This is a genomic window from Paenibacillus terrisolis, assembly GCF_056171975.1.
In genome coordinates this window covers 41,421-67,869 of record NZ_JBKFGG010000033.1, presented here as the reverse complement: position 1 = coordinate 67,869, position 26,449 = coordinate 41,421, and the positions used below count along the sequence as shown (strand labels likewise).

The 26,449-nt window shown below is 54.0% G+C and carries 22 protein-coding genes; 3 read left to right on the top strand and 19 right to left on the bottom strand.

The genetic code is table 11. The annotated features are described in order from the left end of the window. Positions 1-18: 18 nt before the first annotated feature. The 15 genes from tilS to yabP all read right to left on the bottom strand — a co-directional run bounded on the left by tilS (position 19) and on the right by yabP (position 15,512). Positions 19-1,491: a tRNA lysidine(34) synthetase TilS gene (gene tilS, locus ACI48K_RS21340; RefSeq protein ID WP_475029658.1), complete on the bottom strand. Its 1,473-nt coding sequence runs from the start codon at positions 1,489-1,491 to the stop codon at positions 19-21. A gap of 43 nt (positions 1,492-1,534) precedes the next feature. Beyond that, complete coding sequence (locus ACI48K_RS21335) at positions 1,535-2,479, bottom strand: serine/threonine protein kinase (RefSeq protein WP_475029657.1); 945 nt, start codon at positions 2,477-2,479, stop codon at positions 1,535-1,537. After that, positions 2,463-3,212: a hypothetical protein gene (locus ACI48K_RS21330; RefSeq protein WP_475029656.1), complete on the bottom strand. Its 750-nt coding sequence runs from the start codon at positions 3,210-3,212 to the stop codon at positions 2,463-2,465. Before ACI48K_RS21330 ends, ACI48K_RS21335 begins: the two co-directional genes overlap by 17 nt. 165 nt (positions 3,213-3,377) lie before the next feature. Further along, on the bottom strand, positions 3,378-3,830 hold the full coding sequence (locus ACI48K_RS21325; RefSeq protein WP_475029655.1) for a hypothetical protein: 453 nt from the start codon (positions 3,828-3,830) through the stop codon (positions 3,378-3,380). Between the two features lie 34 nt (positions 3,831-3,864). Next, complete coding sequence (locus tag ACI48K_RS21320) at positions 3,865-4,830, bottom strand: ABC transporter ATP-binding protein (RefSeq protein ID WP_475029654.1); 966 nt, start codon at positions 4,828-4,830, stop codon at positions 3,865-3,867. Next, a complete protein-coding gene (locus ACI48K_RS21315; protein WP_475029675.1) occupies positions 4,827-5,807 on the bottom strand; it encodes an ABC transporter ATP-binding protein in 981 nt (326 codons plus the stop codon). The genes ACI48K_RS21320 and ACI48K_RS21315 overlap by 4 nt, the downstream gene beginning before the upstream one ends. 9 nt (positions 5,808-5,816) lie before the next feature. Continuing rightward, positions 5,817-6,740 (bottom strand): oligopeptide ABC transporter permease, encoded by a 924-nt coding sequence (opp4C, locus tag ACI48K_RS21310; protein ID WP_475029653.1) that lies wholly within the window; start codon positions 6,738-6,740, stop codon positions 5,817-5,819. A gap of 12 nt (positions 6,741-6,752) precedes the next feature. Beyond that, positions 6,753-7,709, bottom strand: a complete 957-nt coding sequence (locus ACI48K_RS21305; protein ID WP_475029652.1) for an ABC transporter permease — start codon at positions 7,707-7,709, stop codon at positions 6,753-6,755. Between the two features lie 63 nt (positions 7,710-7,772). After that, entirely contained in the window at positions 7,773-9,533 is a 1,761-nt protein-coding gene (locus ACI48K_RS21300) for an ABC transporter substrate-binding protein (protein WP_475029651.1), read from the bottom strand. Between the two features lie 268 nt (positions 9,534-9,801). Next, complete coding sequence (locus tag ACI48K_RS21295; protein ID WP_475029650.1) at positions 9,802-10,722, bottom strand: ArsR/SmtB family transcription factor; 921 nt, start codon at positions 10,720-10,722, stop codon at positions 9,802-9,804. A 91-nt stretch (positions 10,723-10,813) separates the two neighbouring features. Beyond that, the gene (gene spoIIE / locus ACI48K_RS21290) at positions 10,814-13,309 is read right to left on the bottom strand and encodes a stage II sporulation protein E (RefSeq protein WP_475029649.1); all 2,496 of its coding nucleotides are present in this window, start codon (positions 13,307-13,309) and stop codon (positions 10,814-10,816) included. A 382-nt stretch (positions 13,310-13,691) separates the two neighbouring features. After that, positions 13,692-14,171, bottom strand: coding sequence for a S1 domain-containing RNA-binding protein (locus ACI48K_RS21285; RefSeq protein ID WP_475029648.1), 480 nt, complete (start codon positions 14,169-14,171; stop codon positions 13,692-13,694). 114 nt (positions 14,172-14,285) lie between these two features. After that, on the bottom strand, positions 14,286-14,633 hold the full coding sequence (locus tag ACI48K_RS21280) for an FtsB family cell division protein (RefSeq protein ID WP_475029647.1): 348 nt from the start codon (positions 14,631-14,633) through the stop codon (positions 14,286-14,288). A gap of 19 nt (positions 14,634-14,652) precedes the next feature. Next, positions 14,653-15,234, bottom strand: a complete 582-nt coding sequence (yabQ, locus tag ACI48K_RS21275; protein ID WP_475029646.1) for a spore cortex biosynthesis protein YabQ — start codon at positions 15,232-15,234, stop codon at positions 14,653-14,655. Further along, a complete protein-coding gene (yabP, locus tag ACI48K_RS21270) occupies positions 15,231-15,512 on the bottom strand; it encodes a sporulation protein YabP (RefSeq protein ID WP_475029645.1) in 282 nt (93 codons plus the stop codon). The genes yabQ and yabP overlap by 4 nt, the downstream gene beginning before the upstream one ends. 161 nt (positions 15,513-15,673) lie before the next feature. On the opposite strand from yabP, the gene ACI48K_RS21265 reads away from it, so the two are divergent. Both ACI48K_RS21265 and hydF read left to right on the top strand, forming a co-directional pair. Then, positions 15,674-17,113, top strand: a complete 1,440-nt coding sequence (locus ACI48K_RS21265; RefSeq protein ID WP_475029644.1) for an aspartate ammonia-lyase — start codon at positions 15,674-15,676, stop codon at positions 17,111-17,113. Positions 17,114-17,127: 14 nt separating this feature from the next. Continuing rightward, a complete protein-coding gene (hydF, locus tag ACI48K_RS21260) occupies positions 17,128-18,375 on the top strand; it encodes a [FeFe] hydrogenase H-cluster maturation GTPase HydF (protein ID WP_475029643.1) in 1,248 nt (415 codons plus the stop codon). A gap of 84 nt (positions 18,376-18,459) precedes the next feature. Here hydF and ACI48K_RS21255 read toward each other — a convergent pair whose 3' ends face one another. After that, complete coding sequence (locus ACI48K_RS21255; protein ID WP_475029642.1) at positions 18,460-19,356, bottom strand: carotenoid biosynthesis protein; 897 nt, start codon at positions 19,354-19,356, stop codon at positions 18,460-18,462. Positions 19,357-19,571: 215 nt separating this feature from the next. On the opposite strand from ACI48K_RS21255, the gene ACI48K_RS21250 reads away from it, so the two are divergent. Then, on the top strand, positions 19,572-20,156 hold the full coding sequence (locus tag ACI48K_RS21250) for a TetR/AcrR family transcriptional regulator (protein WP_475029641.1): 585 nt from the start codon (positions 19,572-19,574) through the stop codon (positions 20,154-20,156). A 1,168-nt stretch (positions 20,157-21,324) separates the two neighbouring features. Here the strand turns inward: ACI48K_RS21250 and hydG are convergent. The 3 genes from hydG to nuoF are packed head-to-tail and all read right to left on the bottom strand — an operon-like array spanning position 21,325 to position 26,441. Continuing rightward, entirely contained in the window at positions 21,325-22,752 is a 1,428-nt protein-coding gene (gene hydG / locus ACI48K_RS21245) for a [FeFe] hydrogenase H-cluster radical SAM maturase HydG (protein ID WP_475029640.1), read from the bottom strand. A gap of 57 nt (positions 22,753-22,809) precedes the next feature. Next, complete coding sequence (locus ACI48K_RS21240) at positions 22,810-24,546, bottom strand: NADH-dependent [FeFe] hydrogenase, group A6 (RefSeq protein ID WP_475029639.1); 1,737 nt, start codon at positions 24,544-24,546, stop codon at positions 22,810-22,812. Between the two features lie 17 nt (positions 24,547-24,563). Beyond that, positions 24,564-26,441 carry an NADH-quinone oxidoreductase subunit NuoF gene (gene nuoF, locus ACI48K_RS21235; RefSeq protein ID WP_475029638.1) on the bottom strand — a complete coding sequence of 626 codons (1,878 nt, stop codon included), beginning with the start codon at positions 26,439-26,441 and terminating at the stop codon, positions 24,564-24,566. Between the last annotated feature and the right edge of the window lie 8 nt (positions 26,442-26,449).

Here is a 26,449-nt window from a genome sequence, read left to right as displayed (position 1 = left end):
ATGAATGCCTGAGCTCCGCTAAACCTCAAGCGGGGATTGCTCGTTTCTCGATGTATCCAGAACTATTCGCACAACCGAAGTCGTATGCTGCTTGACCGCAGCAATCGCGGATTGCCTTACGCCGGCAATCCATAAAATCCGGCCTTCGGCATCCGTTACTACCGGGATTTGGGAGCGTAGGGAAGGAGGTATTTTCTCGTCAATGAAAATATCTTTTACCTTTTTGCTGCCATTTAGTCCCATGACTTTCATGGTATCTCCCGGAAGCCGGAAACGCACAGTAAGCGGATAATCCAGCTCATCCGCATCAAATGCCGCCTTGTCATTCCCCTCTGCCTTAGCGTCGGCGATCTCGTCCGTTCCAGCAGCCGCTAGCCGCGAAAACCGCAAGCTTTGCTCCGTGCCCTCGATGGGCACTTCCGCAGGAAAATGCTTCACCACATATGTATATTGTGAAATCCGACTTTCCGCTCTGCTCGGGACAAAACGAATCGTATCGTATTCGCGCAAGCAGCGCAAACCGCCGCCAAGATCAAGGCTCCATGTCGTGGGCATCTCCTGCACCACGCCATGCCGAATCGCTTCAATCTTGACAAAATCGCTTTCATCCGTACATAAAGGCAGATAATTTAATATTAATTTAATCAACCTCCGTTGTAAAGCGACATGTAAAGCGGCAAAAGACTTGACCCGGAACGTCAGTTCTTCTCCCTGGGCGAAGACCAATTCGGCATATGCGCGTTCGGCTTCATCCTTCATGAAATCGTCCTCGTCCCCGATGGTTTCGGCAAGCCGATTGAGCGATTGGACCAACTGACCATTATATTGCCCCAAAAAAGGAAGTACATCCAGCCGGACTGCATTTCGCGTGTATTTTCTCAGCAAATTGCTGCTGTCTGTCACATACGGAATGCCGGACTCATGGCACGCCCGGACCAGTTCCGTCTTGTATATACGAAGCAAAGGACGGATTAGTTCCACTTTTTTTTCGTGACGTTTCATTTTCATTCCGGCCAGTCCCGAGGGTCCGCTTCCCCGCAAAAGACGGAGGATGACCGTCTCGGCCTGATCGTCGGCATGATGGGCAAGCGCGATGGAGGCAGCCCCGTATTTTTCCGCGATTTGATGCAGAAATTCGTATCTCTTGTCCCTCGCGGCCAACTGGGAGCCTTTGCCGGATTCTTTCATATAGGAAGGAATATCAAAGCTGCCCAGCTCAAACGGGATACCAAGACGTCCTGCAAGCTCCCTTACGAACTCCGCTTCCGCGTCGGATTCCTCGCCTCGAAAGCCATGATTCACATGAGCGCAGACCAGCTTCAGCCCCGCTCCTTCTTCGGAAGCAATCTCTTTCATGATATGCAGCAGCGCCACCGAGTCCGGTCCGCCGGAGACGGCGACGACGATGCAATCGCCGGGAGTCCACAGCCGGTGGGTCTCCCCGTTTTGCCGGACCTCTTCAACCAGGCGAAACATCGTCCGTTCGTTCATACGAAGCTCCCCCTCTATTCTATAGGTAGTTAAAACCAGATAGTTAAAATCGCAGGGTCAGATAAATAGCGCAGAGCAATAAGGTGACGGATACGGCAAAAGCGCCCAGCATCCAGCCCGGCGTTGATTTTTTGGATTTTCGTTTCGTCACGGTTCCCCCGGTCACAAGCTCCCTCCAGAGCGAGCAGGCTTCCGCGGTGTCGCGAAAATCGCCGGCAATCGCCCTTTGCAGCCATTCCCGGTACGGCTCCAGCCGGGGTTCGCCGCGTACGATATTCAGCAGGTCGCTGCGGCTGCGGGTTTGCGGAAGCTGAGTGGCCGCTTTCTTCAGCGGCTCCTCGGCCAGCAGATGAACGCAAACGACGGCAAAGGAGAACAAATCGTAAGAGGGCTCCGCTACGCGGGTTCCGGCGTCCCAAAATCCGCGGTCGTACCATTCCGTAAACTGCTTTACGCTTCGTCCGATGGAACTGACGCCGCCGTAATCGATGAGTTCTACCTCACCGTAAGGAGCGACCAGCACGTTCTCCGGCTTCAAATCGCCAAACACCCAGCCGGATTGGTGCAGGCGCTGCAGCTCCCCAAGCAGCTTCAGTCCGGCGACATCCAGCCACCGGACTCCCTGATTCACAAGAAAAGCGCGCAACGGCTCACCTTTGACGTATCGCATGACGTAAAAGGGGATCGCCTTGCCCTCGTGCGTGAAATCGTCCACCTCCACCAGGTACCTGCGATCCCGCCCGGCGGATCCGGTCTGCCAGCCGTGCTGCCGCTGCATAGCCTTCAGGACATTGATTTCCGACTGGATATCGATCGTGTCAAAGCCCATTTTAAGCGCATATAATTTACCGTTTCTCTCATGCCTCACGAGATACACAACCCCGTTCGCCCCTTGCCCGAGCAAACGCTGAATGACGTATCTCCCGCCATGGTAACGGCCATTCACCCGTGTTCCTTGCGGCAGGCTGAGTTTAGACGACGTAGTCACCTAGCATCCCATCTCTTCCCTCTGTCTCTTCGCGCCAAGTCTTTTCATATCCGTGTCCATTCAGTGTATCATATCGCATGAATTCCATCACCTTCAAGATTGCCGGACCGGTAGGGGTAGCGCCCCTCATCATCAGGCGTTGAAACAGGGAACGCGCCGACCCTAAATCGCTCGTCCAGTCGACGTCAAGCACGGCGTCCTCCCCGCTGTGTGAACCGGGAAAATGAAACACGGCCAGCTTGCTGCTTCCCTTCCGGGCGCCCAGGCTCAGCATCAAATCGCGAATCGCTTCTTCCACCGCCCGCAGCTTCGGCTTCATGCTGGCGCTGGCGTCGATCAGCAGCGCGACCTGAAGCTCGCTGTTTTCGCTCAGCTCGTCGATCACTTCGACGACCTGCGCGCGCGTATCCGGCGGCAGGTCTCCCACCGACTGATCGCCCAGAATCTGCCGCAGTTCCTGATTGACGGCCTGCTGAATCGTTTGAACCACCGTCTTGCGCGTCAGCATCTGCATTGTCTGGGCCAACTGCTCGGTGCCGGAAATCCGGCTCATCCCGCCGCCGGCTTTGGCGATTTCGGAAATCTCCCGGCTTCCCAGCTCCCCGATCGTACCGTAATCGACAATTCCCACCACATTGACGGTAATGCCCTCCTGCCGGGCCAACGCCGCCGCCATCACCGGGCTTTCTCCCACATTCGAACATCCATCCGTTATCAGCATAATTTGTTTCATCGTTATCCCGCCTTTCCCATTCTTTCGTTATGGCTTCTCTCTCTATCATTTCCAGCTGAAAGAGAGTTCAAACTTGAAAGATTCGAAGAAAAGCGGGATTCTTCAGGGTAAAAGCACGAATGGAGCCTCCCTCCTTACGGCGGACGCCCCATTGACATGCAGCTCTTATTCGTTGCTCAGGCTGGCCAACTCTATTTTGAAACGGATCTCATCCGCCGCCAGGTCAACTTTCTCGCAAATAAAATTCCAGTGGCCCGGAACCAGGTTCCGCAGCTGCTGATAGTCGTGGGTGTTCATCCGCAAATCATCAAGATGAGTTCCGCCAAAAAGATAATCCCTCTCCGCCTTTTGCCTGAACTTGATGTCAAGCAGGTTTTTCAACCCCCCGACGGTAATGAACTTGAACTGGTATCCTTCGAATACCGCCCGCTCGATAAGATCCCCGTTCTCTTTGCAATATTCCAGAAAATCGTCCCAATTCAGTTCCGAATTCACGTTTCTTAAATCCGTTTCGTTCCCCGGCTCCAGCAGTTTAAGCACTTCAAGGTCGGAATATCCTTTGGCCCGAATCATTTCGACTCTCAGCGCGTAAGGCTGGGGCAATGCCGCTACTGACATGATGATCCCCCCTTGTCACTAAGCTTATTCCGGACTATACCAGATGGCAAGCCACAAAATGTCCGCCGCCGGCATCACGGAATTCGGGAATACGCTCTCTGCATTCGTCCGTCGCAAACGGGCATCTGGTATGGAATTTACAGCCGGAAGGCGGATTGGCCGGGCTTGGCATATCGCCTTTCAGAATGATTCTCTCCCGTTTCAACCGCGGAATCGGCACGGGCACAGCCGAGAGCAGAGCTTTCGTGTAAGGGTGCAGCGGATGCCGGAACATCTCGTCGCGGGAAGCCATTTCCACCATGCTCCCCAGGTACATGACGCCTACCCGGGAACATAAGTGCTCCACCACGCTCAAATCGTGGGAAATGAACAAGTAGGTAAGCCCCGCGGTTTCCTGCAGCTTGCGGAACAAGTTGATGATCTGGGCCTGAATCGATACGTCAAGCGCGGAGACGGGCTCGTCGGCGATGATGAGGTCCGGATTCAGGATCAGCGCACGGGCGATTCCGATCCGCTGCCGCTGGCCGCCCGAAAATTCATGCGGATACCGATCGATATGATAGGAGGACAAGCCGCAGGAAGCGAGCACTTCAAGCACCCGGTCGCGGATCTCTCCTTTGGGTATCAGGCCGTGATCGAGCAGAGCTTCTCCGATGGCGTCGCCGACCCGTATACGCGGATTCAGGGAGCTGTAGGGGTCCTGAAAGATCATCTGCATTTTCGGGCGGAGCTTTCTCAGCTCTTCATCGTGCAGACTGTAGAGATCGAGTCCTTTGAAACGAATCTCTCCCTCCGTCTTGTCCGTCAGCCGGACGATGGAGCGCCCCACCGTGCTTTTCCCGCTGCCCGATTCCCCCACAAGGCCGAAGGTCTCCCCCGGCGCGATCGTAAGGCTGATATCGTCCACGGCCTTGACCTGGCCGGTTGTCCGCTGAAGCAATCCCGACTTGATCGGAAAGTACTTCTTCAAATGGCTTACTTCAAGGAGCGGTTCGGTCATTGGACGTTCGCCTCCTCATACAGCCAGCAGGCCACTTTTTGTTTGTCTCCGTATTTTTTTAGACCGGGCTCCCGGTTCCGGCACACATCCATGCAATGCTCGCAGCGGTCGTGGAAATAGCAGGACGACTGTAAATCAAGCAGGTTCGGAACCTGTCCGGGAATCGAATAGAGCTCCTCCTGCCGCTGATTCAGGATCGGTTTAGATTTCAACAACCCCTTCGTGTAAAGATGTTTGGGGTGTTCAAACAATTCGGTGACTTCTCCCTCCTCCACGACTTTTCCGGCATACATCACGACCACATAGTCGGCCATTTCCGCTACAACCCCGAGATCGTGGGTGATCAGCAGGATCGACATTTGGGATTCCGCTTTGATCTGGCGCAGCATATCGAGAATTTGCGCTTGAATCGTAACGTCGAGCGCGGTCGTAGGCTCGTCGGCAATCAGCAGTTTCGGATTGCACGAAATCGCAATGGCGATCATGATCCGCTGCAGCATTCCGCCGCTAAGCTCATGCGGATAGCTGTTCGCGATCTGCTCGGGCCGGGAAATGCCGACCTGCCCGATCAATTCGATCGCTCTATTCTGCGCATCTTTCTTGCTCAGCTTCAAATGCTCCATTAAAGGCTCCATAATTTGCTTGCCGATCGTGATCACCGGATTCAGCGAAGACATAGGCTCCTGAAAAATCATCGAAATCTCGTTGCCGCGGATCGTACGAAGATGGTGACGATCGAGCGTCAGCAGATCCGTATCTTCGAAGTTAATCTTCCCTCCGATTTGAATGCCGGGCGTGCCTTTCAAAAGGCCCATCACCGTCATGGCCGTGACGCTTTTGCCGCAGCCCGACTCCCCGACAATACATACGGTCTCGCCTTGAAGAACCCGGAGACTGACATCGTCAACCGCCTTGATGACCCCATCCTCGGTATTAAAATAAGTGCTAAGCTGTTCTATCTCAAGCAAAGTCGACACCATGGCCACCTACCTCTTCAATTTGGGATCCAGCACGTCCCTCAGGCCATCCCCGAACAGATTGATGGCGATGACCGTCGCAAAGATGGAGACGCCCGGCGGGATCCACATCCACGGATGCTGTTGAAAGTCGATCATATTGTTGGCCGCGTCGATCATGTTTCCCCAGGTCGGCGTCGGCGGCATCACCCCGAGACCAAAGAAGCTGAGCACCGATTCGCTGAGAATCGCGCCGCCGATATTGAGGGTGGCAATAACGATAATAAGCGGTATTAAATTCGGCAATAAGTGATGCAGGATTTTGCGTCTGTCCCGCAGACCCAGTACGATGGCCGCCTGCATGAACTCTCTTTCCCGAAGGCTGAGCATCTGCCCCCGCACCATTCGGGCCAGCCCGGGCCAGTTAACGAGACTAAGCATAAGCATGACAAGATACATCCGGTAATCCGTCGGCACTTTCCATTCCGACAACAGGGCGCCGAAAATAAACAGCAGCGGCAATCCGGGAATCGTCAGCAGCAAATCGGCCAGCCGCATGATGACTTGATCCACGATTCCCCGGTAATAGCCGGCGATTGCGCCAAGAAGGGTGCCGAGAAAAACCGATAAGGCCATCGAAGCCAGGCCGACGGTCAAGGAAATTCGTCCAGCCTGGAGAACGCGGGTCAGCACGTCTCTTCCGAGCTTATCGGTACCCAGCCAATGCTGAAGACTCGGCGCTCTGTTCATCAAATTCATATGGATCTTGTTATCCGCGTAAGGTGAAAATACCGGCCCAAAAAAACAGGCGATAAACATAAACACAACAACGACAAATCCGGTCACGGCCAGTCTGTTACGCACTAACCGGCGAAGCGATTGCGTCCACAGCGAGGGTTTCTTGTCCACCCGAACCGCTTTTACCGTCTCCGGGACTTCTTGAAAGGATGTCACCTGCCGCACCCCCTAATGCAATCTGACGCGCGGATCCGCGACGTGATAGAGAAGATCGGATAAAAGCGTGCCAATGACGGTCAAAATCGCGATCAGCATCGTAAATCCCATGAGCAGCGGATAATCTCTGAGGGAAAAGGAAGACATGTAAAGCTGGCCGATCCCCGGCCAGTTGAAAATCTTCTCGATGATCAGCGAACCGCCGAACAATGCGGGAAGTTCAAAGCCTACCAGCGTAATCGCCGGCAGCAGCGCGTTGCGCAGCGCATGGGAGAATAGCACCTTGCTCTCCTTCAGTCCCTTGGCTCTGGCGGTGCGAATGTAATCCTGCTTAAGCACGTCGATCATGCTGGTCCGGAAATAACGCGTCAGCGAACCGACCCCCAAAATGGTCATGACGATCACGGGCAGTGTCATATGATGAATCACTTCCTTGAAATAAGCCCAGCCGGTCGCGTTGCTGCCGGTGGTGAGCATGCCTCCCGGAGGCAGCCATTTGAAGTCGACGGCGAGGATCTTAATCAGGAAGAGCCCGATAAAAAAGGACGGCAGCGACATCGCCGCAAACACCGCGATCAGCACAAGCGTGTCAAACCACGAGTACTGCTTGTAAGCGGAAAAAACGCCGACAACGACGGCGATAAACCAGGTTAAAAACGTCGATACGGCCGCAAGCAGAAACGAGTTCCAAATATACTGGTTAAACAGCTTCAGAACGGGTCTTTGCTGGGCGAGCGAATACCCGAAATCGCCGTGCAGCGCGTGTTTCATCCAAATGCCATACCGTTCAAGCACCGGCTTGTTCAGTCCGTAGATTTCCCGAAGCTCCGCCTTCCGCTCGGGCGTCAGCTTGATATTCCCGGTGATGAAGTCGCCGGGAGTCAAGGCGTATAAACAAAAAATGAGCAGGGAGGCGGCTAGAAGAATAACCACCATATATATCAATCTTTTGCTAATGTATGTGCTCATGACCGGCTCCTTGGAAAAACCTTTCCCCCCACCTTGATCCAGGAGAGGGGAAGGGTTGTTTTTTTACTTCAAAATCCAGTTAGGCAGGCTGGATGTTATCCCGTTGAACGGACTGACGGACAAATTTTGGATCCGGCCGTTGTAGGCGTATACCGTCTGCTTGTAGCTTGTGAAAATAACCGGCAATTCGTCGTTCATCAACTGGAACAGCTCTTTGTATATCGCTTTGCGCTGCTCGATATCGCTGGTCGCGAGCGCCTTGTCGTACAATTCCTTCAGCTTCGGATTGTCATATCCTTTGATCTCCCCGTCGAGGAAAGGAAGGATTCCGTCGGAAGGATCCGTCAGCATACCCGTGGAGAAGCTGGCCATATCGAAATCCCCGCCTTCCACTTTGGAGACCAACGCGTTGAAATCGGCGAATACTTCAGGCTGGAAGTCGACGCCGATCGCGTCAAAATCCTCTTTGGCCACGGCGATAAATGTATCGGTCTGCACGTTTTTCGAACCCAGATAATGAATCGTCAGCTTCTTGCCGTCTTTCTCGCGGATGCCGTCCGAGCCTTTTGTCCACCCGGCTTCATCCAGGAGCTGATTCGCTTTGTCCGGATCATAGGGATACGGATTGATGCCGTCTTCGGTGTATGCCCAGGAAATCGGCGATGCCGGAATATTGGCAAGCCGCCCGACGCCTTGGTTCGCATCTATGTAAATGCTTTGGCGATCCAGTCCGTAATCAAGCGCCTGTCTTACTGTCTTATCCTTGAGCTGCTCATGCTCCAGGTTCAATTGAAGGTAACCATATGTGCTTGGGGTGTACGGCAGGATATTGACGAAGCCCATGCTTTTCAATTTGTCGATATTCTCTTTCGTTGCGCTGAAGGAGGTGAAGTCGATTTCACCGGTTTCAAGGTATTGCCACACGTCGCCATCGGAGGTTTTATAGATGAAATGCTCAGTTTTAGGCTTTCCGGCATAATAATACGGGTTTGCGACAAAACGGACCTCTTGACCCGGAATGAACTTCTCCAGCACATACGCGCCATTGCCGACCGGTTTCTCGTGGAGCTTCTTGATGTAATCAAGCTGGCCGAACTTGTAATCTTTGCCGTAGTACGCCTTCGAAAGAATATCGCTGCCAAGAGTAACCAGCGCCGTTGCGTTTGGCTTCTCCAACGTAACCGAGACAGTCAGCGGATCCTTCACCGTGATGCCGGAGACGCTTTGGGCTTTGCCGTCCTTATAATCTTGACCGCCTACGATACCCAGCGTAGGAATCTGGGAATCCCCGTCATAGGCTTTGTCGTACAGCAGAGTCCAGGTAAACGCAACGTCATCCGCCGTCAGCGGCGAGCCGTCGCTGAACTTCAAATCCTTGCGTAAATGATAAGTATAGGTCAACTGATCGTCCGATATGTCCCAGCTTTCAGCCAGCCCCGGTATCGGCAGCCCCTGTTCGTCTACCGTCACCAGTGGGGTGAAGAGCTGGGAAGACACATTGCCGTCATATCCGCTTTGTTGGAAATACGGAGTGAACGCGCCGCTTGGATCCGTCAGTGCGACGATTACCGTATCCGTCCGGTCTTTTGCCACGTTTGGCAGTTTGGACAGATCGCTCGCCAGGATCAGCTTGGCCCCATCCTCCGACGCATTGTCGGCGGTGTTTTCCGTTCCCGATTGGTTGGCGCCGGTATTGGTTCCCTCTGCGGCCGCAGGCTGATTGGTGCCCTGAGCGGCGCCGTTATTGTTATCCGAGCAAGCGGACAAAACCATTGAGCTAATTAATAGTAATGCGGTTAACAGGGTAATGCCTTTCTTCTTCATCCTCTCTTCACTCCCATCGCTTGTTCATGGATTTAATCCCGACCACAAGCATATTAATTTAATTCCGATAAGAAAACTTTGGATATCTGTTAACATTATACGGATACTGTATCGTTCTGTAAAGAGAGAACTGATTTATATTTCTCTATGCAAAGAATTCTAAAAAATGACAGGAGTTTTTGAGTGTTCCGTTTTTTCCATGGACACAAAAAGCCGATTCCAACGGCGTATTTCGCCCGGGAATCGGCTTTTTCAGATCCAGTTCAGCTTAATTGCCTTGATCCTGCGTAATGTAATCCATCAACTTATTGTGCAGATACTCCAGCATATCCAACCGCAGGCTGTATTCGACGATATTCTCCCCCTCGAAATGAGCGCGGATGAAACCGCCGCTTCGCAGCTTGGAGACATGATCGTGTGTGATGCCTTTGGATAATTTCAGGTAGCGGACGATTTCGGTAAAGCTTCTCGGTCCCTGGTTAAGGTAACGAAGGATCTTGAGCCGGCTTCTCTCGCCCAGCGCCCGAACCATGCGATATTCATGCGCAGGAAAGAAATCGCTCTCCCCCGAATCGATCCTTGAAGAGTAATGGCAGACGGTCAGCTTGCCAAAGTGATAGATGACGTTCATGGGTTGGAAATGATACTGCGGAACCAAAACAAGCTGCTCCAATCCGTCTTTGGGAAGGAACGCCAGCCCATTGGTTGTCCGATCGATAAAATCCTGAGGCGCGCTGCTTGCCATCTCGCTCTTTCGGCTCCGTTCCTCGCTGCTCAGCGCTTTCAAAATCTCCGGGTCGATATGCCGGAAATACTGATCGTTCCACTCCGAAATCACCTTTAACGTCCGGGAGCGAAACTCTCCCATATTCACCGGAAACTGATGGGTGTATTCCGCGATCAGCTCAAACAGGTCTCCCGCCGTTTTGCCTTCTAGCCAAACCAAAAAATCTTCGGCGGTATGGCCCTCTTCGCATAAGTGAACGAGCAAATAGGTTAACTTCCAATCCGCATCAATCTCCATGCCGCTGAGCATGGAAATGAATTCGGGCGTAAGGCGATGTGTAGTTTCTTTGACCCAAACTGGCTCCAGATCAATTTTTTTGTGAGATTTGCGGCAAATATAAGTATGTAGACTGGTCATCAACTCGTACAATGGCTTGAATGTGATGTCTACGCGATAGTCCACGTTCCACGCCCCTTTCTATTTCATTATAACGGGTAAGCCCGGGGTTTAGGCAAAAAAAAGAACCTGAGGCTTCTCACCCCAAGTTCTTCCCTTAGCTTACCGTTCGCGGCCTTTCCAGACGGCTGATGCCCGGAATCCGCAGCGTAGACCATTGCGGCCGCATATGATCCACCGAAGCGACAACGACGGTCATATCGTCATGAATCACGTTTTGCTGGTAGCGGATCACGGATTCCAGCAAATGGTCGGCGATATCCTGTGGGTCGTCCCCCGCAATCTCCTGAATTAGCCGCTTCATCCACAACTCCTTGTTTACTGCATGGCCCGGAGCGTCGTATACCCCGTCGGTCATCATGATCAGCGTATCGCCCGGCTGCAGCTGGACGGTGACCAAATCGACCTCAATCTCCTGAATGATGCCCACCGGCAAATTGCTGGCCGACACGGAGATGACTTCCGTCCCGCGTCTGATGAAGCTCGGGGACGAACCGATCTTCATAAATGTCGTCCGGGCCGTGTATTCGTCGATCAAGGCCATATCCACCGTGGCGTAGATCTCATCCGGGGAGCGCAGCATCAGAATGGAGTTTACCGATTTGATCGCCAGCGTCTCGTCCATCCCGGACTGCAGCAGCTGCTCCAGAATGTTAAGTGCCGTGCTGCTCTCAAGCCGCGCCCGCTCCCCGTTGCCCATTCCGTCGCTGATTGCGACGGCATACGTGCCGTTGCCAAGCTCCTTGGCACTGAAGCTGTCGCCGGACAGCAGGTTGCCTCCTTTGGCGGTACCCGTAACCCCGGTGGAGATTTCGTAATTTTTGGCCGATCCGAACGTCACGGTTGCAAGCCCCTCCTTACCCCCATGCATCGTCTCGTTCATCACCGCGATATGCTCGCCCAGAATATCCGACAGCAGCGGGGCGATGATTTTGCGGCATTCATCGAAACCTCGAGTGTACGAATGGACGATCTCGATCTCGACGTTGCCGTGATCCAAATTAACGATGTCGATGTTATGGATGGACAACCCCATCTGTTCCAGCGCGTCCCGGATCTGCTCCTCCTGACGGTACATGGCTTGTCCTTCCCGCTGGATCTCCTTGGCCAGATCCTCCATGACCTGCGATACGCCGGACAGCTGCTCAGCCACGAGCTGACGGCTGTCGTATATTTGCCGTTTCCAGTGCATATCATGTTGGTAAAGATTGTATTCCTGCTTCATGAGCTCCAGCACTTGCTCGGTTTTGGAGCAGATTTTCGACCACTTGGGAGGCAGCTCGGCCGGCGATATTTCGGGCTTCTCCTCAATGGCCGTCATCATCTCCGTCATGTATTTATAGGTTTGATAGAACCGGTTGTCCCAGCAAGTGCTGCGCCGGTAGCAGGTCGCACAGGCTCCTTCCGTGATCGCGTTCATGAAGTGGTCGATCTCATCCCCGCGTCTTGCGATTTCGCCGGAACTCGCCACCTGTCCGAAGCTTCGGGACAACTGTTTGAACACTTGCGAGAACTGCGTCACCCGGTCCGCGGTAATGTCGCGCACCCGCTTCGCATAATCATGCTGCGTTTTCGTGTGATCCTGTGTTCCGGGCACATATTTGGCGATAACGCTAACCACGGATTTCGGCGTAAGGAGAAAAAACAACACCGCCACGCAGCTCTCCCAAGTGGAGGACATCACGTCCGCCGGGCCGGAAATATAAATAGACAGTATCGAAGATCCCAGCAGCATACCGAAACCTACAGCCCATTTTCGGCCTTCCTTCAGCATGCCGGCCAGCATGCCGGAAAAAGCCAGCAAACTCATTTGAACCAGCGCCCCGGTATCCGCCAGGCTGAGAATCAGCCCGGTAATCACGCCCACCGATGCACCCAGCGGCGCGCCGCCCACAAAAGCGAACAGCAGAATCAAATATCTGGAAAGCACATGCTCGAGGGACAGACCGGAAATCTCCCATCCGACCGAACCGGTCATGACCGAAGCGAGCAAAATGACGAGACACAGAATTTCTTCGCCGCGAAGGCGATAGTTCTTTTTGCGATACGTGAAGACGGGCACCGCCTGAATAAACACCAGTGTCAATACGAAGCTCAAGATCGCGTCCATAAAAGTCAGCATAAGCGCGTACCAGGTTAATGTCGGTCCGATTACCGCATTAAAAAGTCCGACGAAAAACGTGCTTGTGAACACCATTAGCGGTGCATAGGAGATGTCCGCCCGCTCGAAAGATTCCATGCCTTTTTGGAAAAGATAAAAAATCAGCAGTTCCACGGCGATCTGCGCGGCATGTGCATGGGTACCGGGCGCGAACATGGCCCCGGCGACCATCACCGCTCCCGTGACGGCGGCCAAATCCCGGCGCATGTACATCATGACCGCAAAGAAAGCGATCGCAAAAGGAGACAGCTCGTCCAAAATCGTCGCTTTCCCCAGCAGGAAGCTCATTACGATAAAAAGGCCGTTCCATTTGTTCATCGCGAGGATATGCCTGATCCGCCTGATCAGCGGCACCTCGCTCCAGCTAAAGTCGGCAACGCTCTTTCTGGCTTTCCTTATTCCCGGCAGGGTGACAATCCACTTTCCCAACATCCTGGCACCACCTCTTCCAAATTTGTAAGGTATGTCCCATTATAGGAGGGCTCGGCCGGAAAGTTTGTCAGATACCGGAACCCGTACCAAAGAAATTTCCGACAAATTGAGAGGGCACTACGAAACAACGCGAACGCAGGCCCGCCATAAGGATTCGCCGCGTGATGCGCTCCTATGTTCGCCCCTCCCTATGCCACCCTGCCGCGATATTCCCGTACATTGATCTGTAGAATACCGTAGATTCCGTAAGAACCTGTCGGCAAAAGCAAGGAGGCGACAAAAGACGATTTCAAGTTTCATGTCCGATCAAGGCATGGGGAAAGACGGCAAAAAACCGCAAGCGATCCGAATCGCCTGCGGTTGAATTTAAGTTCATAGGGGATTACATTCGTTTGGCTCCGCGACCTCCGCGTTTGCCTTCCGTATTTTTCTTCAACGAAGAAATACGTTCTTCACTATCCTTCAGAAACCGCGATACCTTGTCTTCAAAGGAAGCTTTGTTGGCTGGGGGTTTGAAAGAACGTCCACCCCGGTCCCGGTTAAATCCGCCGCCACCCGGACGGTCTCCGTCTCTTCCGCCTGGCCGGTCAGATCTTGGTGCGCGTGGTGGTCTGGCCTCCACCGGCTTATCAACAGCCTGTTTGATGGAAAGTCCGATCTTGCCGTCCTTGTCGACATTAATTACCTTAACGGTAACCGTATCGCCAATCTTCAGATGGTCGTTGACATCCTTAACGTAATTGTCGGCGATCTCCGAGATGTGAACGAGACCCGTGACACCTCCTGACAGATCCACAAATGCTCCGAAATGCGTGATGCCTGTCACTTTTCCTTCTAACTTGGTGCCCACTTCAATTGCCATAAAATAAAATGATCCTCCCTTAAAAATATACAGCCAGGCCTCGAAATCATGACTGCGGTGATTTGATTATACCGAATGACTCAAACAAGGTCAACAGACGTATGACCTTGCGGCTCAGTCATTTTCGGCTCCGAAGCCCTCCACGCGAACCGGAATTTCGCCCGGCCGGTATAACCCGTATTTCTTCATGGCAATTTGTCCAATATATTCAGGATCCTGAAGACGGTTTATTTCGTATTTTAATTGGTTCAGGTTTTGCTCGCTGGCTACCTTGGATGCTTGCTGAACGGCCAGTTGGTGCGATTTGTCCCCGATGTCTCCCGACTGGGCTATGTATGTGTAACCCGCCCAGCCCAGGAACAGGATCATGAATCCCATCCACAGCCGGATCCTGCGGCGAGCCCCGACCGAACTGCCGGAAGCCGTATTATTCGAATTCCTGTTTGACGTAGCTGAACGCATCGGGGCACCTCCCAAGCCGTTATTCTTTCCTGAACCAGCGATTCCATAATGCCGTAAACCAATTTTTGACGCCGCCGTAAAGTTTATTATAGGTCTCTTGAATTCGAAGGCGTTTCCAAATAGGCCGGGTTGCCCATCTTAGCAGCTTCCAGACCGGAAGCAGGGTAATCCGCCCTATAAACAAAACAACAATCCATATGAAGCCCAGCAGCAAACGGATTGTCTTGATTAACCAGCGAATGGGTGCAATTAACAAAAGCTTAATCATTCGTACAAAAAAACGGTAAATGCGGTTAACTATCCCCATTAACATTATCACAAAACGCTCCGTTATAACACTGAGGAACAAAAAATAAATCCAAATGCCTATGAACAGTCCCAGAAAGACGTAAAAACGTAGTTCTCCTTGATTACTACGATAGAGCATGCGGAATACAAAAAGGGAAGCGGCCACCCAATAAACCAGGTCGAGGGCATGGATACTCCAGCGGGGAAATCGAAGCTGTCCCGAGACTACGCGATAGCTGTCGAAAGCGATTCCCATGATTCCCCCGGACGCGAGCATCCACAGAAGGGTCATCCACTGCGTCTCCAGATTCATCGGAACAGCTTGCCGAGCAGACCTTTATTCGCGCCGTGCGAGCCTGGATCCAGATAGGACAGGCTATTAATCAGGCCTTCGATGCTGACAAGCCCCTGCTCCAGATTCAGGTTTTTGATATGTAAATTTTGGCCGCGAATCGTCAAATGCCCCAGCTCGGTCTGAAGCAAAAACTCTTCGTTGTCGAAGCTTTCCACATTCAGAACCCCCGAAATGTCGAGCAATTTCCTTTGCAGCAGATGAAGCTCCTGCCGTTTCCCTTTACCTTGTTCGATCATGGCATGTACACCTCCTTCTTGTAGATAGCTTATGGGAGGCTTCCGCCTTTTAGAACCGCTCCGCGAGAGTTATTCAAGTGATCTTCTTTACTGATAACGTAATTGCTTTCATTTACGATAAAGGAAAGACATGCCAATCGTATCTTGAGGGGGAATCCTTCATGGAATTAGACGCTTCGAATGCTTTTGGCGACCACCCGCATAGCCTTTTCCGCATTGAAAAGGACTCGCTTGGCGAGAAGGCCGTTCCGGCATCGGCATATTACGGAATTCACACGGCCAGAGCCCTTGAGAACTTTCCCGTCAGCGGAAGACCCGTGAGCCGCCATTTGTTCAGATCCATCGTTGTGGTCAAAAAAGCCGCGGCGATCGTTAACGGCAAACTTGCTCTCATCCCTCCTTCCGTCTCCTCCGCCATCGCAACAGCCTGCGACGAAATCCTCGGCGGCGCCTTGGTTGACCAGCTTCTGGTCGACGCGCTGCAGGGCGGAGCCGGAACATCGACCAACATGAACGTGAACGAAGTGATCGCCAACCGGGCTATTGAGCTGCTGGGCGGTCAAAAAGGCGAATATAAGCTCGTCCATCCCCTTGATCATGTCAACCGCTGCCAATCCACAAACGACGTCTACCCCACCGCACTGCGAATCGCCGCGATTAGACTGCTCAGGCCGCTTAGCGAGGCGTATGCCTCCTTGCAGGAGGCTCTGCAGGAAAAGGAGGGGGAGTACGCGGAGGTGCTGAAGCTGGGGCGGACGCAGCTGATGGACGCCCTGCCGATGATGGCCGGCCAGGAGTTTGGCGCCTATGCCAAAGGGGCCGCCCGCGATCGCTGGCGGCTCTACAAGGCCGAAGAACGGCTGCGCGAGATCAATCTGGGCGGCACCGCCATTGGAACGGGGATGGACGCTCCCCGCGCCTATATCTTTCAGGTGACGGAAGTGCTGCAAGACCTGACCGGCCTTGGCTTGTGCCGCAGCGAGTTCCCGGTAGACCCGACGCAGAACATGGACGTGTTCGTCGAGGTTTCCGGGCTGCTGAAAGCGGCGGCGGTCACTCTGCTGAAGATCGCCGGAGATTTACGCCTGCTGGCCTCGGGGCCGGCCGGTGGTCTCGGCGAATATCAGCTTCCCGCCGTGCAGGCCGGCTCATCGATCATGCCGGGCAAGGTTAACCCGGTCATGGCCGAGATGGCCGGGGTTGCCGCGATGCGGGTGATCGCGAACGATACCGCGATCACTTGGGCTGCCGGCAGCGGCCAGCTGGAGCTTAACGCGTTCAGTCCACTGATCGCCGAATCTCTGCTCGAATCGCTGGAGATTCTCACTCATGCCGTGCAGCTGTTCGAGCAGCGCTGCATTCGCGGACTTAAGATCAATGAGGAGCGCTGCCGGACTCATTTGGAGAAGTCCTCCGTGCTCGCCACAGCGCTGGTTCCCCACCTTGGCTATGAGCAGGCCGCCGATATCGCCAAAACCGCGCAGTCCGAGGGGAAGACCGTGGAAACCGTCGTTTTGGAGCGAGGCTTGCTGATGGAAAGCCAAATCCGGCAGATCCTGAATCCGTTTGAAGTGACCAAACCGGGCATACCCGGCAAATAAGGAGGAAGACGAATATGAGCCTGAACGCCGCGCCGCGGGGAGAACGGATTCATATCGCAATCTTTGGACGAAGCAATGTCGGCAAATCCAGCGTAATCAACGCAATGACGGGCCAGGAGACGGCGGTGGTTTCTCCGGTCCGGGGGACGACGACCGACCCGGTATTTAAAGCGATGGAGCTGCTGCCGCTTGGCCCCGTCGTGCTAATCGACTCTGCCGGACTGGATGATGAGGGAATGCTCGGCGAGCTGCGCAAGCAAAAAACGCGAGAATTGATCAGCCGCACCGATCTGGCGCTCCTGGTGGTCGACGCCACGGCCGGTGCGGACGCATTTTATCTGGAATTGCTGGCTGAGCTGCAGGCCAAAGGCATTCCGGTCGTTGGCGTGCTGAACAAAACCGATGCGGTTCAGAATGCGGAGGGTGTCCGGATGCAGGTCGAAGGGCAAATCGGCATCAGGTTCGTCCCGTTCAGCGCGTTATTGGGAGAAGGCGTGTCCGAACTGCGAAAAGCGATCGTGTCCGCGGTGCCCCATGACGAAGACCGCTTCCGGATCGTCGGCGATCTTGTGTCGCCGGGCGATTTTGTCGTGCTGGTCGTGCCGATCGACAAAGCTGCGCCAAAAGGCCGGCTGATCCTGCCGCAGCAGCAGACCATCCGCGACATTCTCGAGAGCGACGCGATCGCCGTCGTAACCAAGGAGCACGAGCTCCGGGAAACCCTGGAGCGCCTTGGCCGCAAACCGCGGCTGGTGATCACGGACTCGCAGGTGTTCCTCAAGGTAACTGCCGATACGCCCAAGGACATTCCGCTGACCTCCTTTTCGATCCTGTTCGCCCGCCATAAAGGGGATCTGAACGAGCTGGTCAAAGGAGCACGCGCAATCGAGAGCCTGCGCGACGGCGACCGCGTGCTGATTGCCGAAGCCTGCACCCACCATCAGCAGTCCGACGACATCGGCACCGTCAAAATCCCGCGCTGGCTTCGGCAAATCACGGGAAAACAACTGAAGATCGAGCATGCGGTCGGTTACGGCTATCCGCTCGATTTGTCGCAATACGCGTTGGTTGTCCACTGCGGCGCCTGTATCCTGAACCGCCGGGCCATGCTGCACCGCATCGGCGAAACGATGGCCGCCGGCGTGCCCATCGTGAACTATGGCGTGCTGATTGCTTATGTGCAGGGCATTTTCCCTCGTGCGATCGAACTGTTCCCTTCCGCTCTGATGGCTTGGGAGGAATCGGGCCACCCGATCGTTTGAAGAGCCGGATCGGCAAAGATCGGATCGAGGCATGAGGCTGTTTCATACAAAAGAGCTGGCCAAATGGGCCAGCTCTCGTTGTCTTTATTTATGAAGTACGGATCGGCTGCTATCAATGGTTAAATCCGATTCGCCCGACCGTCTGATCGTGATCGCCGCGATTAAGGTGACGAACCACATCGTAAACACGGATACCAGGCCCATCGAGCTGTAAATTTCTCTGTACCCTTCACCGTTGATGCACTGCAGCAGATAGTTCAGACTTTGAATCCCATATATCGCCGTCACCTCAAACCAATACGGTTTGCCGAAGGAGTCTCCTGCAGCCTTGGTGTCGTATTTGGAGATGTAGAGGGCGAAGATTTGCATGAATACATAGACGACGAAAAACCAGCCCAAATAATTGGAGATCGGAACCCCGAAATAGTTCCCGCCGTCCTCCCATATCCATTCCTTGCCGATCGTTGCGGTCAGCGGGTCCATCACCACATCCCACATCACCATAATGAACGAACCGACGAATGGAACGAGGAAAATCTGCGCGCCTTGCAGCTTTTTACCGTACTGTCCGTTCAGGATATGGGCGAGCGTCCACGCCATATAACCCATCCCGAAATAGGCGACCATGATAAAAATCGGCACTTCGAAGATCCGCGGCAGCGGAGACGTGTAATGGTAATTGCCGAAGGGGAAGCCCTTGGCGATGCTCAAGCTTTCGAAGAAATTGCTGACGACCCAGGTGATAACGAAGAAAATGGTCATATTTTTCAGCCCGTAGCGCTTGGTTCCATGAATGAAGGCCAGGCCGGAAAGAATAGCGAAAAATCCGAATTCCAGGATTCCTTGGGCAGAGGACGGAACCAGAAATTTAATCAGTAACATCGCAAGCAGCAGAACGATGAACGACCATCTGCCCGTGCTTACGGAACGGCTGCCCTTAAGCCCTGTGCCCAGTGCTAACGAGGGGGATGCTTGTGGCATAAAGATTGCCTCCTTTGTGTAGTCCATGGTTGACCGAATTGTCAAAACGGGGGTTTTACCGAACCCCCGCATGTTGTTGTATTCCCGTCACGAGTACAATATACTGTACACAGTGTTGGGATTCAACCATCAATAATAGCGCGAGTGTGCATAAACCGACACAGACAACCTGTTGTGTCGGGATTGCGATGATTTGCGGAAAAGTGGAGGGAAATATGGATAGCGTCAAGCTTAACCGGCGAACGAAAATGACCAAAATGATCCTGAAAGACACACTCCTTGAGCTAATCCGCCTTAAGCCGTTTTCCAAGGTGACAATCAAGGAGATTTGTGTATTGGCCGATATGAACCGCAGCACGTTTTATAGCCATTACGCCGATCAATACGATTTGATGCGACAGGTGGAGGATGAGATTATCCAGAATCTTGATGCCTATGTAAACGGACATGTCGAAGAGCGGAAGACCTATGATGAATATTTCGTGATCGAGAAAATGCTGGAATATATGCTGCAAAACAAAGAAAACTTCATTGCCCTTCTGAGCGGAAACGGCAGCAAGGATTTCGGAAGCCGGATTGCGGATATGGTGCGGCGTTATACGATTAATGAATGGCTGAAGACCGGCTCTGTGCAGCCGGATATCGCAGAATATTTGTATACATTTACTGAGGCGGGGGCATCGGGGCTGATGCTCAAATGGGTGAGTGAAGGATGCATTCAGCCGCCTGATGTCATGGCCGCTTTGATCATCCGCATTATCAGGGGCGGGATTGCATCATTTACGGACGGGGCAGTGTAGTCTCTTCAGCTAGCGGCTCGATGCGGGTTCTAAGAATCGAAAGCGACAAGAATGAAGGCCGGTCGTCGTCGGGACGAGGCGGCCTGTTCTTCTGACTGAACTTCAGGAAGCGTTCTACAAGTCGGGTCGGATCTAATCGGACGCACCGGTTATTTGGGAGGAGCAGCGATTTGAGGCAATTTTCCGCCTATTATAACTGGCCACTTCCCCATCTCATTCTCGCTCGAATCAAATAACCGGTGCTCGATCGGTCCGAGTCCTCTCTTAGTTTGCAAAGTAGATGGATTTTAAAAATTCCCTTGGAGAGCTCGTCTTGCGGCCCAAAAGTTGTTCGAGCTTATTCGAGCCGAGCTACCCAGATCCTCCTCCTATTTTCAAATTGATATTAAATACTTGGTTTAGTTGCACCCCGTGGTCTCGATAAGTCACCGTTAACTGACTGCAGCATCACCTTTTTCCTGAAATGGTTTAATCGTCAAACCGATTATTTTTGCTAATCGTAAAATTCCAAGAATAAAACTAACATACTAGTAAGTAAGTGTCAAACAGATGCATGGACTATGAAATGAAGATCTTTAATTGGCTCCCATGTTATTGCACCTTAACTCTCATTTGAGCATTTGAGCGTACTCCGTCGGTGGCCAGTTCGCGAGTACGCGACTTCACTGATCACTTGAACAATCACTTAAGCGAATTCTGCCAGCTGCTTGGGTAAGCTTCCTGTTGATCGCTTAGGCGTGCCCCGGAGGGTGCTCCGGAATTATCCGAAGAGGCTTTATGAGTATGTTGTACAAACTGCAACTTTTGAGCATTCTCAGACGGTCGAGCACCAACAAGTTGTATTTTGTGCAACAATGCCAGGGTTCAGCACGTTACCGGACTCGAATTGTTGTACAAAATACAACATTCTCTGCCGACGGGTTAGCGAAGTCAACACCAGTGGCAACATGTTAGCGTTGGGCAAGAAGTGGCACCCGCATTCGGGCCGATGGGTGGCGACCCCTATGGAAGAGGACAACCATTGTGGAGAGCAAACCAAAGCTTGGATGAAGCTCGTAGCCCTAACTGGCGAGGCAAATTTGTATGAACGGTTAAACACGAGTACAAACAAAGCAGCGCCCCCAAACCCGGGGAATCGCTGCTCTGCTCACTTTTCTATTCGAATACGTTAAAATCTCAAGTCCCGCTCGCCCGCTTGAATGCGCTGCAGGCGGTCAACCGTGACTTTGCGCGCGGATTCCTTAGGAATCCGTTCGAGATTGTCCTCGATAATCGCTTTCCCCATCTCCTTCGCTTCCTCGTCCCCGTAATCCAGCAGGTATTCCTGCAGAGTCAGCAGCGCGTTGGGGTGGCAGACATTGTGGATCTGCCCGGATTTGGCCAGCCGCATAAAGCGGTCGCCTGTCCGCCCCTCCCGGTAGCAGGCTGTGCAATAGCTGGGGATGTATCCGTCCCGGCAAAGCAGTTTGATTATTTCCAGCGGAGACCGGTGATCCCCCACCTCGAACTGCGGCTTATCCCCGTTGCCTTGGCCTTCTTCGTACGTATTCACGTACCCGCCGACCCCGGTGCATGAACCGGAGCTGATTTGCGAGATGCCGAGCTTGATCACCTCGTCGCGGAATCCTGCATCCTCCCGTGTAGAGAGGATCATGCCCGCATAAGGAACCGAGAGCCGAAGCACAGCGACGATTTTTTTGAACTCGTCGTCACTGACGAGATAAGGGAAGTTGTCGAGATCCACCCCTTCGGCCGCGCGCAGGCGAGGCACGGATACGGTATGCGGCCCGCAGCCGAACGTTTCCTCGAGGTGTTCGGCATGCATCAGCATGGCGATGGTCTCGTACTTGTGGTCATATAAACCATAAAGCACACCGACGCCCACATCGTCGATCCCACCCCGCATGGCCCGGTCCATCGCCGTCGTATGCCAGTCGTAATCGCGCTTCGGCCCGTTATGATGCATTTGGGCATAGGTCGGGCGATGATACGTCTCTTGGAACAAAATATACGTCCCGATCCCGGCCGCCGCCAAACGGCTGTAATTCTCCTCCGTGGTCGCGGCAATGTTGACGTTGATCCGGCGGATGCTGCCATTGTCGACCTTCACCGAATAGATGGTCTCAATGCTGTCCAGGATGTAGTCAATCGGGCAATGCTCCGGGTCCTCGCCGGCTTCGAGCGCCAGCCGCTTATGCCCCAGATTCTGCAGAATTTCGACTTCCTTGATCAGCTCATCCCGGTTCAACCGGCGGCGCACCATATCGCAGTTAGACTGTTTATACCCGCAGTACTCGCAATTGTTGACGCAATAGTTGCTGACATACAGGGGGGCGAACAGTACAATCCGGTTGCCGTAGATTCGCTCCTTAACCTCGCGGGCGGCATGGAAAATGTCCTCAAGCAGCTCTTCGTCCTCCACGTTCAGCAGCACGGCCGCGTCTCTGGAACTCAGCCCCTTTGAGGCCCGGGCCCGCTCAAGGATCGTCCTGACCGCTTCGCGGTTGTGCGCCTCCGACGCTCCATACGCCAGAGATGCCGTAATTTCCTCATCCCGGATAAAATCCGCCGACTCCTTCTGTACTGTTTTGCTCACATCGATCCCCCCATGATTTTTTATGAACTGCCCCGGTGCATCGGATGAGAGGCCTCGCTAAAAACGGGACCGCACCAAATATTCGGTATGCAGGTAAACATGGCTTTTATGACTGTTCGGCTTCTCCAAAAACTCTTCGTAGAGCTGTTGGATATACGGATTTTTATGCGATTTCCGAATCGTGGTCGCTTCGTCCTCGTCATAAATCGCCTTGGCGCGCTCAGCCTTCACATTCACTTGATCCCGCAGCTTAGCGTCGACGATCGGCTGACCGCCGCCGGCAATGCAGCCGCCAGGGCAAGCCATGACCTCGATGAACTCGTACTTCCGCTGCCCTTGCTGAATCATGCTCATCAGCTTTCTGGCATTGCCAAGCCCATGAACCACGGCGGTGCGAATTTTTTTGCCGTTCGGCAGCTCCACCGTCGTTTCCTTAATCCCTTCCGTGCCGCGCACGGCTGTGTATTCTACGGTTTCCAGCTCATGGCCGGCCACCAGCTCAAACACCGTCCGCAGCGCCGCTTCGGCCACGCCGCCCGTTGCGCCGAAAATTACCCCGGCCCCCGTTCCTTCGCCAAACGGGTTGTCGAAAGCTTCCCCGCGCAGATTGACGAAGTCGATGCCGGCCTCTTTGATCATCCGGCCCAGCTCCCGGGTGGTAAGGACATAGTCGATATCTTGCATGCCTTCATGGGAGAGCTCTCCCCGCTGCCCTTCGAACTTCTTCGCGGTACACGGCATGATCGAAACAACGACGATGCTCCCCGGATCAATCCCCATCATTTTGGCAAAGTAGCTCTTGATCATGGCCCCTTCCATCTCATGCGGCGATTTGCAGGTAGAGAGGTTATCCAGCATATCCGGGAAGAAATGCTCGACGAACTTCACCCAGCCCGGACAGCAAGAGGTCATCAGCGGCAGATCGGCCCCGGTCTCCAAACGATGAAGGAGCTCCGAGCCTTCCTCCATAATCGTCAAATCGGCGGCAAAATCGGTGTCGAACACTTTATCGAAGCCCATTCGGCGCAGCGCTGCGACCATTTTGCCCGTGACGCGCGTGCCGATCGGCAGGCCGAACTCCTCGCCAAGCGCCACGCGAACCGCCGGAGCGGTCTGGACGACGACGAATTTGTTCGGATCGGCGATCTCCCGCCATACGTCATGGATGTTCTCGCGCTCTTGCAGCGCTCCAACCGGGCAAGCCATAATACATTGGCCGCAGTTGACGCAGACGGATTCGGCAATCGGCCGGCTCAGCGCAGGACCGATAGTCGTGTCGAAACCCCGGTTCATGAACCCGATGGCTCCTACGGTCTGCATATTGCTGCATGCGGCTACACAGCGGCCGCAGAGCAGGCATTTGGACATATCCCTCACGATCGAAGGCGAGGAAGTATCGACAAAGGTTTTGGAGCGGTCGCCGGCATAGCGGACTTCGCGGACTCCGACCTGCGTAGCCACTTCCTGCAGCTCGCAGGTTCCGCTGCGCATACAAGAGGTGCACTCGCGGTTGTGATCGGACAGCAGCAGCTCAACCGTCGTTTTGCGGGCCTTGCGGATTCGCTGCGTATTCGTCTTGATCTGCATGCCATTCTCCGCCGCGAGCGTACAGGATGCGATGAGGCGCGGACCGGCTTCCACGAGGCATACGCGGCAGCTCGAGGAATGGTTGACGTCCTGCAGGTGACAGAGGGTCGGGATATTGATTCCGAGCTCGCGAGCGGCTTGAAGAACCGTCGTCCCTCTCGGCACTTCCGTTTCGATATTATTAATCCATAATTTTACGGTATCCATTGGGTCTCCTCACACCTTTAGCTTTTATAGATAGCTGTAAATTTGCAGCTGTCAAAGCAGAGTCCGCACTTGATGCAAGCATCGGCATCAATGACGTATGGCTCCTTCACCTTGCCGGTGATGGCGTTCGCCGGGCATTTGCGCGCGCATAAGCCGCAGCCTTTGCACTTCTCGGCATCGATGGCATAAGTGATCAGGGAGCGGCAAACTCCCGACGGGCACTTCTTGTCGATGACATGCGCGATATATTCGTCGCGGAAGTATTTCAATGTGGACAAAACCGGGTTAGGCGCCGTCTGTCCCAAACCGCAAAGGGACGCCGCCTTGATCTGCTCCGATAGCTCTTCCAAACGATCCAGGTCTTCCATCGTTCCTTTGCCTTCGGTGATCTTCTCCAGAATCTCCAGCAGACGCTTGGTACCGATCCGGCACGGTGCGCATTTGCCGCAGGATTCATCGCGCGTAAAGTCGAGATAATACCGGGCCACGTCGACCATGCAGGTCGTTTCGTCCATGACGAGCATCCCGCCGGAACCCATCATCGAACCGAGGCTAAGCAGGGTATCGTAATCGATGGGACGGTCCAGATGCTCGCTCGTCAAGCAGCCGCCGGAAGGACCGCCGGTTTGAACGGCCTTGAACTTCTTTCCTCCGGGAATGCCCCCGCCGATTTCAAAAATAACATCGCGCAGCGTGATCCCCATCGGCACTTCCACCAGCCCGGTGTTGACGACCTTGCCGCCAAGCGCGAACACTTTCGTGCCCTTGCTTTTTTCCGTGCCGATGCTGGAATACCACTCGGCGCCCTCCAGCAAAATAATCGGCACGTTGGCCAGCGTCTCCACGTTGTTGATGACGGTCGGCTTGCCCCAGAGCCCGCTTACCGCCGGGAATGGCGGTTTCGGATTCGGCATGCCGCGCCGGCCTTCGATAGAGTTCATCAGCGCCGTTTCTTCGCCGCAGACGAAAGCTCCCGCGCCGAGTCGAACGCTAACATCGAAGGAGAAGTCCGTGCCGAACAGGTTTTCGCCAAGCAGACCATAGTCCCGCGCCTGATTGATTGCGGCCTGTACCCGTTTAACGGCAATCGGATACTCGGCCCGCAGATAAATAAATCCGTGATTCGCGCCGATCGCGTAGCCCGCAATGGCCATCCCTTCGAGCACCGAATGCGGATCCCCCTCCAGGATGGAGCGGTCCATAAACGCGCCGGGATCGCCTTCATCGGCGTTGCAGATCATATACTTCTGCGCGTTTTGCTGCTTGGCCGCCGTTTCCCACTTGATCCCCGTCGGGAAACCGCCGCCGCCGCGTCCGCGAAGGCCTGCCTCTTTCACTTCCTGAATGACCTCGGAAGGCATCATCTTGGTCAAAACCTTTTTCAAGGCTTTGTATCCGTTCATCCCGATATATTCATCGATATCTTCCGGATCGATCGTTCCGCAGTTGCGCAAAGCGATGCGCTTTTGCTTGCGGAAGAAATCCACATTATGCAGCGGCTTGATCCGGCCGTCTTCCATCGCTTGATCATAGACGAGCCGTTCGACAATTTGACCCTTGAGGAAATGCTCCTCCACGATATCGGCCACGTCGCTGACTTTGACCCGGCTATAGAACACCTCTTCCGGATAAACAATAACCACCGGGCCCAGCTCGCAAAGCCCAAAGCAACCGGTGCGGACGATCTCGATTTTATCCTCGAGTCCCTGGCTAGCCACCTCCTGCCTGAAGGCATCCACAATAAGCACGGCGTCCGAGGAGGTGCAGCCCGTACCGCCGCAGATCATGACGGACCGCTCGGCGATGCCGATCGGGCTGATCTCGCCCAGCTTCCGTCTGCTCAGCTTGCCGTGTTCGGCAGTATGAATATGATCCAGGTTAATCAACGTTTTCATCTTATCCC

Excerpts from the sequence above, each read along its gene's own strand:
- ACI48K_RS21320 (WP_475029654.1), bottom strand. The coding sequence starts at position 4,830 with ATGACCGAACCGCTCCTTGAAGTAAGCCATTTGAAGAAGTACTTTCCG.
- ACI48K_RS21265 (WP_475029644.1), top strand. The coding sequence starts at position 15,674 with ATGGAATTAGACGCTTCGAATGCTTTTGGCGACCACCCGCATAGCCTT.
- ACI48K_RS21240 (WP_475029639.1), bottom strand. The coding sequence starts at position 24,546 with ATGGATACCGTAAAATTATGGATTAATAATATCGAAACGGAAGTGCCG.
- ACI48K_RS21285 (WP_475029648.1), bottom strand. The coding sequence starts at position 14,171 with ATGGCAATTGAAGTGGGCACCAAGTTAGAAGGAAAAGTGACAGGCATC.
- ACI48K_RS21300 (WP_475029651.1), bottom strand. The coding sequence starts at position 9,533 with ATGAAGAAGAAAGGCATTACCCTGTTAACCGCATTACTATTAATTAGC.
- ACI48K_RS21305 (WP_475029652.1), bottom strand. The coding sequence starts at position 7,709 with ATGAGCACATACATTAGCAAAAGATTGATATATATGGTGGTTATTCTT.
- spoIIE (WP_475029649.1), bottom strand. The coding sequence starts at position 13,309 with ATGTTGGGAAAGTGGATTGTCACCCTGCCGGGAATAAGGAAAGCCAGA.
- ACI48K_RS21330 (WP_475029656.1), bottom strand. The coding sequence starts at position 3,212 with ATGAAACAAATTATGCTGATAACGGATGGATGTTCGAATGTGGGAGAA.
- ACI48K_RS21280 (WP_475029647.1), bottom strand. The coding sequence starts at position 14,633 with ATGCGTTCAGCTACGTCAAACAGGAATTCGAATAATACGGCTTCCGGC.
- hydF (WP_475029643.1), top strand. The coding sequence starts at position 17,128 with ATGAGCCTGAACGCCGCGCCGCGGGGAGAACGGATTCATATCGCAATC.
- yabP (WP_475029645.1), bottom strand. The coding sequence starts at position 15,512 with ATGATCGAACAAGGTAAAGGGAAACGGCAGGAGCTTCATCTGCTGCAA.
- nuoF (WP_475029638.1), bottom strand. The coding sequence starts at position 26,441 with ATGAAAACGTTGATTAACCTGGATCATATTCATACTGCCGAACACGGC.
- tilS (WP_475029658.1), bottom strand. The coding sequence starts at position 1,491 with ATGAACGAACGGACGATGTTTCGCCTGGTTGAAGAGGTCCGGCAAAAC.
- ACI48K_RS21325 (WP_475029655.1), bottom strand. The coding sequence starts at position 3,830 with ATGTCAGTAGCGGCATTGCCCCAGCCTTACGCGCTGAGAGTCGAAATG.
- yabQ (WP_475029646.1), bottom strand. The coding sequence starts at position 15,234 with ATGAATCTGGAGACGCAGTGGATGACCCTTCTGTGGATGCTCGCGTCC.
- ACI48K_RS21250 (WP_475029641.1), top strand. The coding sequence starts at position 19,572 with ATGGATAGCGTCAAGCTTAACCGGCGAACGAAAATGACCAAAATGATC.
- ACI48K_RS21255 (WP_475029642.1), bottom strand. The coding sequence starts at position 19,356 with ATGCCACAAGCATCCCCCTCGTTAGCACTGGGCACAGGGCTTAAGGGC.